The 16,970-nt window shown below is 62.4% G+C and carries 3 protein-coding genes; all 3 read left to right on the forward strand.

What is annotated here, in order from left to right; genetic code table 11:
- Positions 1-430 precede the first annotated feature (430 nt).
- The 3 genes from AMD14_RS09685 to AMD14_RS23220 all read left to right on the forward strand — a co-directional run bounded on the left by AMD14_RS09685 (position 431) and on the right by AMD14_RS23220 (position 16,867).
- Positions 431-2,131, forward strand: coding sequence for a ShlB/FhaC/HecB family hemolysin secretion/activation protein (locus AMD14_RS09685; protein ID WP_045714571.1), 1,701 nt, complete (start codon positions 431-433; stop codon positions 2,129-2,131).
- Positions 2,132-2,201: 70 nt separating this feature from the next.
- Positions 2,202-16,433, forward strand: a complete 14,232-nt coding sequence (locus AMD14_RS09690; protein WP_040107609.1) for a two-partner secretion domain-containing protein — start codon at positions 2,202-2,204, stop codon at positions 16,431-16,433.
- Complete coding sequence (locus AMD14_RS23220; protein WP_223293174.1) at positions 16,430-16,867, forward strand: DUF6392 family protein; 438 nt, start codon at positions 16,430-16,432, stop codon at positions 16,865-16,867. Before AMD14_RS09690 ends, AMD14_RS23220 begins: the two co-directional genes overlap by 4 nt.
- Positions 16,868-16,970: the final 103 nt, after the last annotated feature.

A 16,970-nucleotide genomic window follows, 5' to 3' on the forward strand; every position in this document is an offset into this window, starting at 1 on the left:
CGCGCGGGGGTTCATGGCAGGTGGCTAAGTTTGTCCGCAGCGGGTTTCTATTCCTTATCTTCATTCAGAATTAACATCCTGGGGATGATTCCATGCCCCTCATATGCCTGAAGAAGCATCTAACAGATGCTCCGGCTTATTTGCACGATGGCAGACATTGCGGGTACGTAGGGTCACTGATCATTGATTTGATGACGTGGGCGAGTCGTCGCTAATCCGCTTTTTAAGTGATTTTCGTCACAAAATTAGAAAGGTCGGGTTTTTCTTACAGGGTGGCCCCTACATGGCGCGTTGACCGTTTTTTAACATTCCGTCACAGTCGCACCGCATTTCAGCGTGCTGACGGATTGCGCCGCCGCTTTGGTGGCCAGGTACGTTGATGCGGGTGACGGCGCGCAGTAGCGCGACCGCCGCACAGGGGGCAGGACAGATGTGGATGCGATCGGCGCCCTTGGCGCTGGCGGTTTGCCTATGGTCAATCGCCGGGCTGGCGGCTGCACAACAGTCGGCACCGACAACGCTGGATCGGCAGGAGCAATTGCGCCAGGCCGAGGAGATTCAGCGTCGCCAGGAACAGGAGCGCCAGGCGCCCTTCGCCGGCCCGCGCGAGGAAGCCGACCGTGTGGACGCGCGCAGCACCGTGCTGCCCAAGGAAGACCTGTGTTTTTCGATCACGCGCGTGCGCCTGTCCGGCGCGGGCGATGATGCGGCGCGCTTTGCGTGGTTGTGGACGTCGCTGCGCCGTTACCAAGGCCGCTGCATCGGGCACGCCGGTATCGACATCATCCGGCGCCGCGCATTGGATCAGTTGGTTGCACGCGGATTGGTCACCACCCGCATCGGCGTGCCGGAACAGGATCTGTCGCGCGGCGAGCTACGTTTCGAACTGATGCCCGGCCGTTTGCGTGCGGTGCGCGTGGTCTCCGATACCGAAGGCGCGCACTGGAAAACCGCATTGCCGCTGCGTACGGGCGATTTGCTGGATTTGCGTGCCATCGAGCAAGCGGTAGAGCAGTTCAAGCGGCTGCCATCGCAGGACGCCAAGATCGATATCGCGCCGGGCGAGGCACCGGGCGAATCGGATCTGGTGATCACCTTGCAGCATGGGCGGCGCTGGCGCGGTGTGGCCAATGCCGACGATTCAGGGGTGGAGGCGACCGGTCGCGTGCAAGGTGGATTGGACGTTTCGCTGGATAACCCACTGGGTCTCAACGATCTGCTCAGCATTGGCTACAGCCATGACTTGGCCACGCGCGACGAAGAACGCGGCACACGCGGCAACAGCCTGAGTTACAGCCTGCCATGGGGATGGTGGACGTTTGCGCTGTCGGCATCGTCGTACCGCTATCACCAGCGCGTGGATGGTTTTTTGCAGACCTTCCGGTCCAGTGGCGAGTCCGGTAACGCGCAGCTGGATATTCAGCGCGTGCTGCATCGCGATGGCACCAGCAAGACCTCGGCCGGTGTGGTGATTGGCCGGCGGCGTGCGCGCAGTTATCTGGATGGCGTGGAGATCGGCATCCAGCGGCGCGATACCAGCAGCGCGGAGTTCTACCTCACGCACCGGCGCTATCTGGGCACGATGCAGCTGGACATGCGTCTGGCGCATCGGCGCGGCACGCCGTGGTTCAACAGCCAGTGGACCGGCTACGCCCCGCAGATCGGCTTCCCGACATTTCGCTATGGGGTGACTACGCTGGACATCAGCACGGCCCTGCCGTTCAAGCTGGGCCCGGTGCCGATGGCGTGGGAAAGCAGCCTGCGTGCACAGACCGCTGGCGAACTGTTGCTGGGTTCGGAGTTCGTCACCATTGGTGGCCGTTACAGCGTGCGCGGTTTCGACGGCGAGGCGACGCTCGGGGCGGAAAAGGGCGCGTACTGGCGCAATACCTTCAGCTTCCCCGTGCAGCAGATCGGGTTGACGCCCTACCTGGGCCTGGACGCCGGCCGCATCGATGGCACCAGCGCCAACGGGCTGCGCGGCCGCAGTCTGGTCGGTGGCGCGGTGGGTCTGCGTGGCGGTTGGTTCGGCGCCAGCGTGGATGCATTTGCTGGTTGGGCGATTCACCGTCCCGACGGATTTGGAAGTGCGCAGCCGGCCTACGGCGCGCGTGTGATTTACCAGTTTTGACACGGATCGCGTCGCCAGCCGGCTGCGCGTTTGTTGATGGATGACGCCAACCGGCGGCGAGAGAGAAACGATGGACAACGAAGCGATGCGCGTGCGTGGTTACCTGGCCGAGCAGGGCAAGCGTGCGCTTGCACTGTTGCTGTGCTGCACGACCACCTGGACATCGTTTCCAGCATGGGCGCAGGTTGCGCCAACCGCCAACCCTGCAGGGCAAACGCCCGGTCAGCAGGTCGCTGCCAATGGCGTGCCGGTGGTGGACATCGTCGCGCCCAATGCGCGCGGTATTTCGCACAACCGTTACAGCAATTTCAATGTCGGCCCGAACGGGTTGATCCTCAACAACAGCGCGCAGATCTCCAAGACCGAGCTGGGCGGTTACGTTGCCGGCAACAACAACCTGCAGCGCAGCGGCGCTGCGTCGTTGATCCTCAACGAAGTCACCTCGGGCAGCAGTCGCCTGCAGGGCTATACCGAAATCGCCGGTGCGAAAGCGCAGTTGGTGATCGCCAACCCCAACGGCATTTCCTGCGATGGCTGCGGCTTTCTCAATACCTCGCGCGTCACCCTGACCACCGGCACACCGAACCTGGGCAGCGATGGTGCGTTGAACGGTTTCAGCATCACCGGTGGTGCGCTGAGCATCGGCCGCAACGGTCTGGACGCGTTCAACGTGGATCGACTGGATCTGCTGTCGCGTCAGCTCAGCGTAGATGGCTCGGTCTGGACCAGGGAGCTGGTCGCCGCCGCTGGTGCCGGACGGGTGAATTACGACGGCATGCTGCTGGACGTCCTGCCAGGTGCCGACGGCGCCGCTCCTGCGATCGGCATCGATGTGGCGCAATTGGGCGGCATGTATGCCGAACGCATTCGCCTGATCGCCACCGAAGCCGGCGTCGGCGTGGTGAGCCGCGGCACGTTAGCCGCGCAAAGTGGCGACCTGCAGATCGACAGCGCTGGGCAATTGAGCCTGAGTGGAACCAACGTGGCACGCGATGGCGTGAATGTGCGTGCCACCGGGGCGCTGGATCAGCGTGGCGTGCTCGGCTCGCAGCAAGGCGAGGTGTCCCTGCGTGCGGCCAACATGACGCTTGCAGGCGACCTGGTCGCCGCCGGTGCGCTGGATGCGCAAGCCGGTGGTGTGGTGAACCATGTTGGCCGCAGTAGCGCGGGGGCGATCCGTCTGTTCGGTTCGCAACTGAATGCCGATGGCAGCTTGCACACCAACGGTGCGCTGGACCTGGGCGCTGATGGATTACTGAGCAGCAGTGGTGTGGCCTATGGCGGCGCGGGCGCGAATTTGCGCGCAGCGCAGATTGCATTGTCCGGTACCTTGCAGAGCGGCGCGGCGATCGCGCTGAATGCCACTGCCATCGACGCGCTAGGCACGCTGGATGCGGCAACTGCGCTGCAGATCAACGGCAATGGCGATGTGCGTGTGGCTGGATTGGCGCAAGCCGGGCAGGGGATTGATGTACGTGCGGGTGGGCGCCTGGAACTGCAGGGGCAGCTGATCGCAGCCGATGCGCTTGCGTTGAACGCAGCGTCGATCGACATCGCACAGCGCGCTGCGGTGTCTGCAGGCAACGAGCTGGATCTGCATAGCGCCGGTGCAGTCAACAACGCCGGTAGCGCGTATGCCGGCCGCGATCTGCGGTTACAAGCTGCCAGTGTCACCACTGCAGGCAGTCTGTCTGCCGCACGCGATGCGCAGCTTTCTGTTGAAGGCCAATTGCTCAATAGCGGCACCATTGTCGCAGGCAATGCATTGAGCGCGGACGCGGCGCAGCTGGAGAGCAGCGGCGATATCGGCAGCCAGCGTGGCGATGCCACGTTGCGCAGTCGCGGCAATCTGGGCCTGAGCGGCAATACCGTTGCAGGCGGTGCATTAGCATTGGATGCCGCAAGCGGCGCCCAGGTGTCGGGCACGGTGAACGCGGCCAGCGTCGACTTACGTAGCGGCGGCGATGCCAGCCTCTCCGGCGCGCTGCACAGCACGCGCGGCGCGCTGACGGTTGCCGCGGCAGGTGAGCTTGCAAACGATGCCGTCGTACGTTCGGCAGGCGCGCTCGATCTGCAGGCCGATGGCGTGGTGCGTCAGCGCGGCCAACTGCACAGCGATGGCGGGTTGCAACTGCGTGGCGGCAGTGTCGCCCATCACGGCCTGATCGATACTGGCGGTGACCTGCGCATCGCCAGCGTTGGGGCGCTGGCATTGGACGGCACCGTGCAGAGCGCGGGCAGTACGACCTTGACGGCGGCCGGCGCACTGGATAACAGCGCAAGGGTGGTCGCTGCTGGTCCACTGCAGGTGGATGCGGCCAGCCTGCGCAACGCGCAAGGCGCGGCATTCTCGTCTGGTGCCGATGCGCAGTTGCGTATCGGCGGCACGCTTGAGAATGCCGGCAGCATGTACGCTGCCAACGCATTGCAGATCAGTGTCGATTCCTTGATCCAGAACGGAACCGTCGGCTCAGGCAACACGCTGTCCGCAACGGTTGCCGGCACGTTCGACAATGCCGGCAATGTGGTGGCACGCAATGGGCTGCAGATCGATGCCGGCGACTTGCGCAGCAGCGGCCAGCTCGGCAGTGAAGCTGCAGGCGTCGTCTTGGGCAGCCAACGCAATATCGCATTGCAAGGTGTGGTGGCTGCCGCAACCACCTTGCAGGCCAGTGCCGCGCACGATCTGGAGCAGTCCGGCTCGCTGGAGGCGCAATCCGTAGCGCTGCGAGCAGGCCGCGACCTCGGCGCGAGCGGCACGCTGCACTCTGCCTCGACGTTGGACCTACAGGCGCAACGTGCATTGACTTTCGCTGCGCAAGCCCAGGCTGATGGCGACATCAGCATGCGCGCTGCCACGCTGACGACAAGCCAGGATGCGGTCCTGCAGGGCGCCGGTGCGATTGCATTGGATAGCGGCACGATTCATAGCCGCGGCAAGCTCGATGCAGGCAGCGATCTGCGTGTACGTAGCCTGGGCGACCTGACGCTGGCGGGCGTTGCGCAGGGCAGCGGCGATGTTGAGCTGACGGCTACCGGGGCGCTGACCAATGCAGCACAGGTCTTCGCCGGGCGCACCCTGACCGCGCAGGCACAAAGCCTGGAGAACACCGCTGCCGGCGTATTGGCCGGCGATGGGGATGTGGCACTCACCGCGGCAGCACAGTTGAGCAACGCCGGCCGCGTGCAGGCAGCCGGCGACCTGCAGATGACGGCGGCAAGTCTCGATCAGAGTGGCAGCGCATCTGCCGGCAAGACCTTACGCGGCACGGTTGCCGGCACGCTGGATAACCGCGGCAACCTGATCGCCAGGGACGCGCTGCAGATCGATGCAGGCACGTTGCGCAGCAGCGGCCAATTGGGCAGCGAGCTGGCCAGTGTTGCATTGAGCAGCCAGGGCGCGATGCAGCTAGACGGTGTGGTTGCAGCCGCGACCGCATTGCAGGCATCGGCTGGCGGCGACCTGCAGCAAGCTGGTTCGCTCAAGGCGCAGTCGATTGCGTTGCAGGCCGGGCAAGACCTCACTGCCAATGGCAGCCTGCAGTCCGCATCCACGCTGGATCTGCAGTCACAACGCACGCTTGCATTGAACGGTCAGGCGTCCAGTGCGGCCGATGCCACGCTCAATGGCGCAACCATCGCGGCCAGCGCTGCGGCGGTGCTGCAGAGCGGTGCGTCGATTACCTTGGCAGGCGACAGCATCGAGAGCCGTGGTGCGCTCGATGCAGCGAATGATTTGACTCTACGTAGTGCGGGCGATTTGACGCTGGGCGGCGTAGCGCAGGCCGGTCGCGACATTGCGCTGACCGCAACAGGTAACTTGAACAACGGTGCCCAGGTGGTCGCCGCGCGCGATCTGGGCGTGCAGGCTGCCAGTGCCACCAATGCGTCTGACGCAACCCTCGGTGCCAAGCGCGATTTGCGCGTCGACGTTGCCGGGGGGCTGGACAATCTCGGTAGCCTGCATGGAGAGCGCGGACTTTCGCTGACCTCCGGGTCGCTGTTGCAGCGCGGTCGTGTCTATAGCGGCGATGCGCTGTCGATCGCTTCCAACGGTGCGTTCGAAAACGCAGGCCAGTTGGTTTCTGGCAAAGCGTTGAGCATCACCGCCGGCAGCATTGTCAGTAATGGCCAGCTGGGCTCGGTGACCGGCGCGCTGACGCTGACCAGCCAGAACGACATCGCGTTGCAAGGCGTGGTGTCTGCCGCGACCACGTTGCAAGCCACGGCAGGGGGCGACCTTTCACAGGCAGGGACGCTCAGCGCACAGACCGTCGCGCTACAGGCTGGCCGTGATCTCGTTGCCGGTGGCACCCTGCAATCGGCTTCCACGCTGGATGTGCAAGCACAGCGCACGCTGAGCTTGAACGGGCAGGCGCAGGCCGGGACAGATGCCAGCCTGCATGGCAATCGCATCGCAACCGGTCGCGATGCCGTGCTGAAAAGCGGTGGTGCCATCACCCTGGACGGCGCCGCAATCGACAGCCGTGGAACGCTGGATGCCGGGACGGATCTTGCAGTCCGCAGCACAGGCGATCTTGCCCTGGCGGGTGTTGCGCAGGCCAACGGCGATGTCGTGTTGAGCGCCAGCGGTGCACTGGGTAACGCCAGCCAGGTCTTCGCGGGCCGCGACCTCTCGCTACAGGCAGGTTCGATCAATAATGCAGCAGCCGGCGCACTTGCGGCAGCGGGCGGCGTCACGCTGGCGACAGGTACATTGCAGAACGTCGGCAGCCTGCAGAGCAGCGGCGATCTGCGGATCACTGCAGCCAGCATGGACCAGAGCGGCACTGCTGTCGCTGGCAAGGCGTTGACCGCCACAGTCACCGGCACGCTGGATAACCGCGGCAGCCTCATCGCCAAGGATGCATTGCTGGTCGGAGCGGGCACGTTGCGTAGCAGCGGCCAACTCGGCAGCGAAGCGTCGACGGTGACGTTGACCAGCCAGGGCGATATGACCTTGCAGGGCGTGGTCGCAGCAGCCAGCACGCTACACGCCGACGCTGGCGGCGATCTGCAACAGGCCGGTTCGCTCAAGGCGCAGTCCATCGCGCTGCAGGCCGGGCGCGATCTCACTGCCGCAGGCTCGCTGCAATCGGCATCGGGGCTTGATCTGCAGGCGCAGCGCGTACTTACGTTGAACGGCCAGGCGGTGTCCGCAGCGAATGCAACCCTGCGTGGCATGCAGATCGCGACCGGGCAAGCGGCAGTGCTGCAAAGCGGCGCTGCGATCAGCCTGGACGGCGCAGCGATCGACAGCCGTGGTGCACTCGGTGCCGTCACCGACATCGATCTACGCAGCACCGGCGATCTGGCGGTTGCAGGCGTGGTGCAGGCAGACCGCAACGTGGTGCTGAGCGCAACCGGCGCGTTGACCAATGCCGCGCAGGTCGTGGCCGGCGATGGATTGACTGCGACCGCAACCAGCGCGAGTAACACCGCGACGGGCGTGCTGCTTGCGCAAGGCAATGCCACGCTGTCCATTGCTGGCCTGCTCGACAATGCCGGTGCCGTGCGCGCCGGTCATCAACTCTCGCTTGGTGTCGGATCGCTACGCCAGACCGGTCAGGCCTATGGGCTCCAGCGGCTTGGTGTCAGCGCCAGCGGTGCGGTGGATAACCGGGGCGATCTGATCGGCGGCAATGCGTTGCGCGTGGAAGCAGCACAGCTGAGCAGCAGTGGTCAGTTGGGCAGCGAGCGTGGCGATGTGGCATTGATCAGTCGTGGCAACCTGCAGCTCGATGGCCGCTTGGCATCGGCAGGGGCGCTCACGGCACAGGCCGATGGCGCGCTGACGCAAAACGGCAATTTGAGCGCAGCCAGCACACTCGACCTGCGATCCAAAGGTGATTTGACCGTAGCCGGCCAGGTCGCGGGTCAACAACTCACACTCGTCAGCGATGCGGTTGTACGCCAGCAGGGCACTGTCAGCGGGACCACGGTCGATGTGCAAGGCGCGCGCATCGAGAACGCCGGGCAAACCACTGCAGCGGGCAATCTCAGCCTTCGTGCAGGCGAGATCGGCATCACCGGTACGGTGGGTGCTGGCATTAACGCAGACGGCAGCCTGGGCAGCGGAAGCATGCTCAGTCTGGTTGCCGATCGTCAGCTCGCTGCCTCCGGCACACTGTTGGCAGGCGGCAACCTCACCGCGCAGGGCAGTCAGCTGCAGTTGGCCGGCGCCACCACGCGCGCCACCGGCAATGTGGCACTGACCAGCGGCGGTGCCCTCGATCACCGTGGCGGCAATCTGCTCGCGGGCGGCACGCTTACCGTGCAGGCCATCGGCGCTATCGACAATGGCCGCCTCAACAATGTGGGTGGGCAACTGCAGGCTAACCAGCTGAGCATCGATGGCGGAAGCCTGAGCAATGTCGGCGGTGGTCTGGTGCAGAGCGGCACTGGCGCGACCCGCGTGGTTATCGGGGGTGCCCTCGACAACACCGCCGGCACGCTCGCCAGCAACGGTCAGGACCTGACCATCACTGCTGCCAGCATCGAAAATGCGCAGGGCCGCATCGAGCATGCTGGCGCCGGCACGCTGTCGGTGACCAGCCGCGCTGCATTCGGCAACAGCAGTGGACGCATCCTGACGCAGGGTCAGCTGACCCTGGGTGCCAGCGGCGCCTTGAACAACCAGAGCGGCGCCATCGCGGCGGCAGGCGACGCAGGCGTGAGCGCAGCCAGCCTCAATAATCTGGCCGGGTCGGTGTCGGGACGGACATTGAACGTGCAAACCAGCGGCGCAGTCGATAACCGTAACGGTCTGCTGCAGGCAAGCGGTGGTGCGTTGGCCTTGCGTGCCGACAGCCTCAGTAATGCCGGCGGTACCGTGCAGGCGGTTGCCAATGCGGGCGCAGGCGGCGGTTTGCGCGTGGAAGTGAACCGCAGTCTGGACAATGGCAACGGCACGATCGGTGCCAGCACCGATGCAGTGATCATTGCAGAAAACATCAGCAGCATCGGCGGCAATCTGCAGGCCGGTCGCGACCTCGGCATCACCGCACGGGGCCAGTTGGACAATCATCAAGCCGGCAAGCTCAGCGCCGGCCGTGATCTGAACGTTGCGGTCACCGGCGCGTTGCTCAATGGCGGCGGCCAGCTCGATGCCGGCAATACCTTGACCGCCTCTGCCGGACGGATCGACAACGCCCAGGGCAGCATCGTCAACAACGGCAGTGGCCTGACCCGCATCACCACTGGCGGCGCATTGACCAACACCAGCGGCAATCTGGGCGGGCGCGGCAGTGTGGTGATCGATGCCGCCAGCATCGCGAACAATAGTGGCCAGCTGGTGGCAGGCGGCGACCTGATCGCCAATACCAATGCCTTGAACAACCAGGGCGGCAGCGTTTATGCCGGCGCCAGCTTCCTGCTGCAGCGCGCGGGTGCCACGCTCGACAACCAGAGCGGCAAGATCAAGGCCGAGCAATCGGTTCGCCTGAATCTGCAAAACCTGAGCAATGCCGGTGGCCAGATTGGCGCCGGCAGCGTGATCGGCGGCGCTGGCGATGTGCTTATCGACACGGTCGGCTTCGACGGTGGCGGCAGCATCCTGGCGCAGAACCTGCTTGATCTGACGCTGCGCAGCGACTACACGCACCGCGCCGGCGCCGACTTGGTCAGCAACGGGAACTTCAACCTGCGCGTGGGCGGCAACCTGGTCAACGAGTCCACGCTCAAGGCTGCGCGTACCCTGGATATCACCGCCAGCAGCATCACCAATCGCGGCGGCGCCAACATCGTCTCCAACGATACCCGTCTCAACGGTGGCAACGTCATCGACAACGCCGGCAGCGTTTCCGGCAACGGGGCGTTGTCGCTCGTTGCCAGCAGCGTTTACAACACCGGCAGCATCGTCGGTGGCAATGTCTCGGTGAATACCGGCACGCTGGTCAATGGCGCCGATCTGGGTGGCGCAACCGACAATGCGGCCTATGGTTCGGCCCTGCTGGGTTCCACCGGCAACATGAACCTGATCGTGCGCGATCAGTTGCTCAATCGCGATGCGCGCATCTTCAGCCTGGGCAATATCGCGATTGGTGGGGCGCAGGATGGTGGTGGCACCTTGGTATCGCGCACCGGGGTGGTGAATAACCTGTCGGGCAGTATTGAGGCCGACGGGAGCATCTTGATTGCGGCCAACCAGCTGAATAACCGGCGTCGTGTCGTTAACACAACCAGCGTTTCTACCGATCCCGGTAACGATGGTGTGTATGCGGGTGGTGAGCTGATCGAAGGCAAGGCGATCCGGAACATCCAGGGCGCCCGGGCCCCCTATCCTTACAAGGGGCTCGCGCCGGGTATTTATCGCAACTATCAGGTGATCCAGCAGGAGCAGCTGTCTTCGGCAAGCGCAGAGGGACGCATCGCGGCGGGCGGAAACATCCTGCTGTCGGGAAGCGTGACGAACAATGCCTCCACCATCGCTGCAGCAGGCGTGTTCGCTGCCAACCAGCGCGGTCTTGGCGGGCTCTCGGACGGGATGATCGTAGGCAGCGAGCAGCTACTCAACCAGGCGCTGGCGTTGAATCAGACGGTTCGACAAAGCGACGTGGAACACATCGTCACCGCGATCACCAACGACTGCATGCAGCCGGTCGGGCAGAAGGTCGTTTGCTATTACGAAGAAGAAGACCAGCGGCTGAGCTCCTCAACGGTCAGCAGCAGCTATATCGCCCTGGCCGCCAGCATGACCGGCAACCAAGGCGTCAGCCTCAACGGCGCCAACATCAGCAACGGCGCGGTCGGCAGCGATGGTCGCAGCATCAGTGGTGCCTCACTGAATGGTGTGGGCGCGCAAGGCGGCTTGAACGGTCGCACTACGCAAAGCGCCGTTGGTGTGGGTGGTCAGGCCGTGGTTGGCCGCGCCAACGGCGGCGCCGGCAGCATCCGAGTTGCGACAGGCACCAACGGCAGCACCGGCACGCAGGTCGGCGCCGACACGCAGGACGCCACGCTCGCCACCTCGGGCGGCATCGTCAAGATGTCGGTCGCACCGGTGATGTCCAACGACAGCGGCCTGGTGCGTAGCAGCGTCGATCAGACGAAGGTGCAGACCACCGCCGCCGGTACCGGTGTCACCGCCGGTGCGAACCAAACCCGCACGCATGTCGATCCCGCCACCATCCCCGTCACCAACATCGTCGGCGGCGGGCAGACCTCGCTGACGCAGATCGATCTGCCCATCGGCGGCCTGTATCGCCTGTCCAGCGGCACGGCCACCGACCGCACGGCGATGGGCCGCGCGGCAACCGGTCTGGGCGGCATCAACGCCTGGCGCAGCAACGGCCCGGGCCGTCGCTACCTGATCGAGACCGATCCGCGCTTCGTCAACTACGACAACTTCATCAGCAGCGACTTCCTGCTGGACAAGCTGGGTGTGGACCCGGAGTGGACCCAGACCCGGCTGGGCGATGGCTTCTACGAGCAGCGCCTGGTGCTGGACCAGATCACCCAGCTCACCGGCCGCCGCTATCTGGGCAACTACGCCGACGGCGTGGCGCAGTACCGCGCCTTGCTGGAATCGGGCGTGGCCGCTGCAGGCCAGCTGCAATTGAGCATGGGCGTGGGTCTCACCGCCGCGCAGGCCGCTGCACTCACGCAGGACATCGTGTGGATGGTGGAGCAGGAGTACCAGGGCCAGACCGTGCTGGTGCCGGTGGTATACCTGGCATCGAACTCGCTGCAGTTGCGTGGCAATGGCGCCTTGATCGCCGGTGGCAACGTCGAGCTCAACGCCACCAACACCCTGAGCAACCAGGGCGTCATCGCAGGCGCCGACGTCAGCATCACCGCCGGCAACCTGCTCAACCAGGGCCGCATCAGCGGCACGGGCAGCGTGGCATTGGAAGCGCGCAACGACCTGCTCAATCAAGGCCAGATCCAGGGCCGCGATGTCGCGTTGGTAGCCGGCAACAACCTGGTCAGCGAAGCATCCAAGGCCATCAACGGCGTCGGCATCCTGTCCGGCATCAGCGCTAGTAACACGCTGCAATTGATGGCCGGCAACGATATGACCCTGACCGGCACCCGCGTGCAGGCGGGCGGCAGCGCGGCGTTGATCGCCGGCAATAACCTCAGCCTGACGCCCAGCGCCTTGCGCGACGACAACGGCCTGCTGCGTGGCGGCGATGCCGTGTCGGTGACCACGGGCAAGGACCTGATCGTCTCTGCCGGCAACGACCTGCAACTGCATGGCGTGACCATCGCCGCTGGCGGCAGCGCAGCCCTGCAGGCGGGTAACGATCTCTCGCTGACCCCGACCACCGGCCTGGATGGCAAGGTCGCCACCCGTACCAGCCTCAGCACCGGCGACAGCCTGCAACTCACTGCAGGCAACGACCTGACCATCCGCCAGGCCGAAGTGAAGGCCGGCGGCGACCTGATCGCGGCAGCAGGCAACAACCTCAACGTCGAATCCGTCGTCAACGACAGCCAGAGCAACAGCGACAACTCCCGCAACGGCAAGACCCGCGTCACCACCACCACGACCACGCAGACCATCGACCAGCAGGCGCTCACCGCTGGTGGCAACCTGATCCTCAGCGCCGGCAACGACGTCAACCTGGTCGCCGCAAAACTCGATGCAGGCAAGGGCTTAGGGATCAGCGCCGGCAACGACATCAATGCCAGCACGCTGACCACGGTCGACACCAGCGACACGCTGGAAACGCGCAAGCGCTTCAAGCAAACCACCGCGACCCGCGACGAAACCGTCCACGGCACGGAGTTCAGTGCCGGCGGCAACCTGGCGATGCAGGCCGGCAACGACATCACCCTGACCGCCGCATCGGCCGCCACCAAGGACGGCGGCATCACCCTGGCCGCCGGCAACGACGTCAACCTGCTCGCCGCCAGCGAGCAGCACGACGCCGTGCAGGACATGACCAAGAAGAAGAAGGGCACGTTCAGCAGCAAGACCACGACCACGCACGACGAGTGGCACGACAACGTCGCGGTCACCACCACGCTCAGTGGCGATACGGTGCAGATCGCGGCGGGTAACGATTTGCTGTCGCAGGGCGCGCAGGTCGCCAGCACCGGCGATGTGGTGCTGGCCGCCGGCAACAACCTCACGCTGGACACGGTGCAGAACACGCACAGCGAGGAACACGAAAAGACCGTCAAGAAGTCCGGTCTGTATGGCGGTGGTGGATTTAGCGTCGCCTTGGGCGCGACCAAGAAGACCGATGGATTGGACGTCACCGAGGTCACCAACACCGGCAGCCTGGTCGGCAGCACCGACGGCGCAGTGACGATGACCGCCGGCAACAAGGTGGCCATCACCGGCAGCGATGTGCTGAGCGCCACCAGCACCACCATCGTAGGCAAGGAAGTGACGATTGCTGCGGCGGAAAACACTGTGGATACGGTGCAGACGTCCAAGCAGCAGAGTGCGGGTATCACGTTGGGCTTGACCGGTGGCGTGGTTGCAGCAGCGGAAGCGGCCTACAGCGCGACAAAACGTGGTTCAGAGGTCGAGGATGACCGTCTAAAAGCACTCTACGCCGCCAAGGCGGGTTACGCCGTCAGCGATGGCGTTGCCGAGTACCAGGCAGCTGCAGCCGCTGGCAGCAGTATGGGGGGCGTGAGTTTACGCATCGGTATCGGTGCCAGCAGTGCGTCGAGCAAGACGACCACGCACGAGGAAACCACTGGCGGTAGCCGAATCCTAAGCGACGGCAACGTCACCATCGCAGCGACCAGCGGTGACCTGAATGTCATTGGTAGCAAGATCAATGGTGAAAATGTCGCGCTATCTGCGGCGAACGACTTGAACTTGCTGAGCAACTTGGAGACCAACACCAACAAGTCGGAGAACAAGAACGCTGGTGGCGAGATTGGTGTAAGCGTCGGGACCACGACAGGTGTGTATCTGACTGCCTATGCCGGCAAAGGAAGTGCCAAGGGTAATAGTGACGTACACGCTGAGAGCGTGGTGACCGCCAACGACAGGTTGACGTTGATTAGTGGTAACGACACTACGATCAAGGGCGCGCAAGCAATCGGCGACAAAGTGCTGGCCGACGTTGGCGGTAACCTACTGATCCAAAGTGAGCAAGACACCAGCGACTACAAGAGCAAGCAGCAGCAGGCAGGTATGACGTTGGTGTGGGGCTTTAGCGGAAGCAGCGCGAGCTACAGCCAGCAGAAGGTCAACAGCAGCTACACCAGCGTGACCGAACAAAGCGGCATACAGGCTGGCAATGGCGGCTTCGACATCACGGTGGGCGGCAATACCCACCTCGTTGGTGGCGCAATTGCAAGCACGGCGGATGCGGCGCTCAATCGCCTGTCTACGGAAAGTCTGACTGTAGATGATCTTCAGAACGAAGCCAAAGCAAAGGCATCGAACATCGGTGTGGGCGCAGGAACCAGTGGTGCGGGATTAGCGCAATCGGCCGCAAGTGCAGGACTCAGTGCTCTGGGTAACGCCAATAGCAATGCAACAAGTACGACTCGCAGTGACATTGCTGCGGGTGCTATTGAAATACGTAATAAAGATCTCAGCGCCCTGGAAGGTCTAGAGCGCAGCGCCTCAGTACTTGATGGCAATAGCGTCAAGGCGATTGATACGAACAAGTTGCAGGAACAGATCGAACTGAGCCAGGTTGCAGGCGAGGTCGGATTCCGCACTGCAAAGGAAGTAATTGCTGCACGGCGCGACGCGGCAACAGAAGAGCTGAAGGCAGCCGCCGAGGATTATCAAGCAGCCACAACCGATGAAGAACGTGCGGCAGCAGTGGTGCGGCGTGACGCAGCTCAATCCAGCCTCAAGCAGTGGTCCGATGGCGGCAACGCCAAGATGGCGACGCAGGTGCTGGCAGGCGTATTCCAGGCGAGCCTGGGCGGGGGCAGCGCTCTAGGGGCTGCTGCTGGTGTGGCTGCCAACGAAGGATTCCTGACCAAGCTATCAGCAATTATCAACAAGGGTGTGGATGGCGATGGTATTGCCCACGAAGGGGCGATGAACCTAGCCAGCATCGGCTTGGGTCTGATCGCTGGTGGTCTGGTGGGGGATGCCACGTCGGGCGCCATCGCTGCCAACATGTCCCAGCAATATGGCTACTACGACTACCGGGATGGTAAGCGACAGCTGTTGGCCTCCGATGCTCTGCGTGAGATGGCCGGGGGTGATGAAGCCTTGCTGCAAGGCATGCGTACGCTGATCAACGAGGCCATCAAGAATGGTGCAGATCCGGCCAGCCTTGCGGCTGCGCTGACAACGCCTGGCGTCGCCAACAACATGGCGGGCATGGCGCTGGTTGAAGCATCGGCACAGAAGGAATACGGCACGAGTTTTGGTGCGCTTGGCTTGGAGGATCAGAAGATTCTTCTTGGAATGGTGGGCAAGGTCTATGTTGAAGGTGTGCAGAGCATTGGCCTTGATGGACAGCCTCTTGCTGCTATTGGAAATGTCGAGAAGCTACCAACAGTAGAGGTAGTCGGTAAATCGTCCGGTGGGCTGCTGCACGCTGGCCAGCTTGTCAGCGGAGTCATCGAGAGTGGTGGTCGCGGCGTTGAGAAGGCAAGCAACTGGCTGGGTCAAGACACGGCATTGGCGCTTGCTTACGTCGCGATGGCAGCTGCTGGCGGCCCGGTCAAGACCGTTGCGAGTACTCTGTTTGAAAACTCTGCGCCAGGAGAGTTCCTGCAGAACAAGAAACAACAGTATCTGGTTGATCCGTTTGGAAACTTTATTGGGACTTATGGCTTAGGAGCACAGGGCGAGCAGCAGCTTCAATCGGTACGGCCTGCCACCAGTATGATGGCAGGAATGGGCGTCGATTCGATGGCGTCGGTTATCGGTGTTATCAGTACAGGGAAGGCAGCCAACAGCCTTCTTGAAAGTTCGCAGGGTATCGGTCAAAAAATCGATTCCGCTAAGGAAGTTAAGGCTGCTGTGCAGGAGCTTGATGTTGAGTCTTTTGGTGGATTAAAGTCTAGGGAAATAGTAGGTGATAATCTTGAGCATGACCATATTCCATCTTTTGCAGCTGTGCGTTTCGCAAAAGAAAAGGAACTTGGCCGAAAGTTATCAAAAGAAGAGGAGCGTATTTTATATAACGAGTCCACTGCTATTGAGGTTCCTAAGGACGTACATAGAGAGAGTCCTACGTATAAAGGAAGGAACACTCCTGCCCAAATTGAGAAGGATGCCAGTGATTTGTGCGCGGCGGCTTGCAGGGATATAGACGCCCTCAAAGCCAATCTTCTCAAAAGAGGCTACAATGAAGATGATGTTGAAGCTGCAGCTAAGAAGATCGTTAAGCGTAATGAGGAGCTTGGAATAAAATGAATATTTTGGATTCATTAATTTCGATGTTGGGGCAAGAGGAACAGGTTGTAACCAATATTTTTGGCGAAGATTTTATTTCAGGGTCCGGGGTGAGTAGGGACGTCGGACCTTTGGGTGATCGCGTATATTATTCCTTGGTTAATGATGGAATTGAGTTGATATTTAGTGATAATAGGCTTGCGCAAATTACGCTGCATATCAAGCCTGGCGACGATTTTAGATCATATGATGGCAATCTTCCTGCAGGGCTGTCAAATGAAATGTATTTTGATGAGGTAGTCGGTCTGCTTGGGTCTCCGGATGTTAGTGGTGGTGGAAATGATGACCCTTTGTTGGGGCGTATTTACCCTTGGATTAAATATGAAAACATGTGTCCTAAAATACATATTGAGATGGGATTTAAAGGGGGGATTGAGAGGATTTCATTGAGTTAATTTGTGTGTGCAAAAATAAGGTGGTTAAGAGAAAGTGGCGAGAATAATTTTCAAAAAAGAGAAACTTTCTCTAAATATCCGTGACGCATAGTCAGCAACGGCC

Origin of the sequence: Xanthomonas citri pv. citri, assembly GCF_000961215.1 — a bacterium.
In the GTDB taxonomy this organism is placed as follows: Bacteria; Pseudomonadota; Gammaproteobacteria; order Xanthomonadales; family Xanthomonadaceae; genus Xanthomonas; species Xanthomonas cissicola.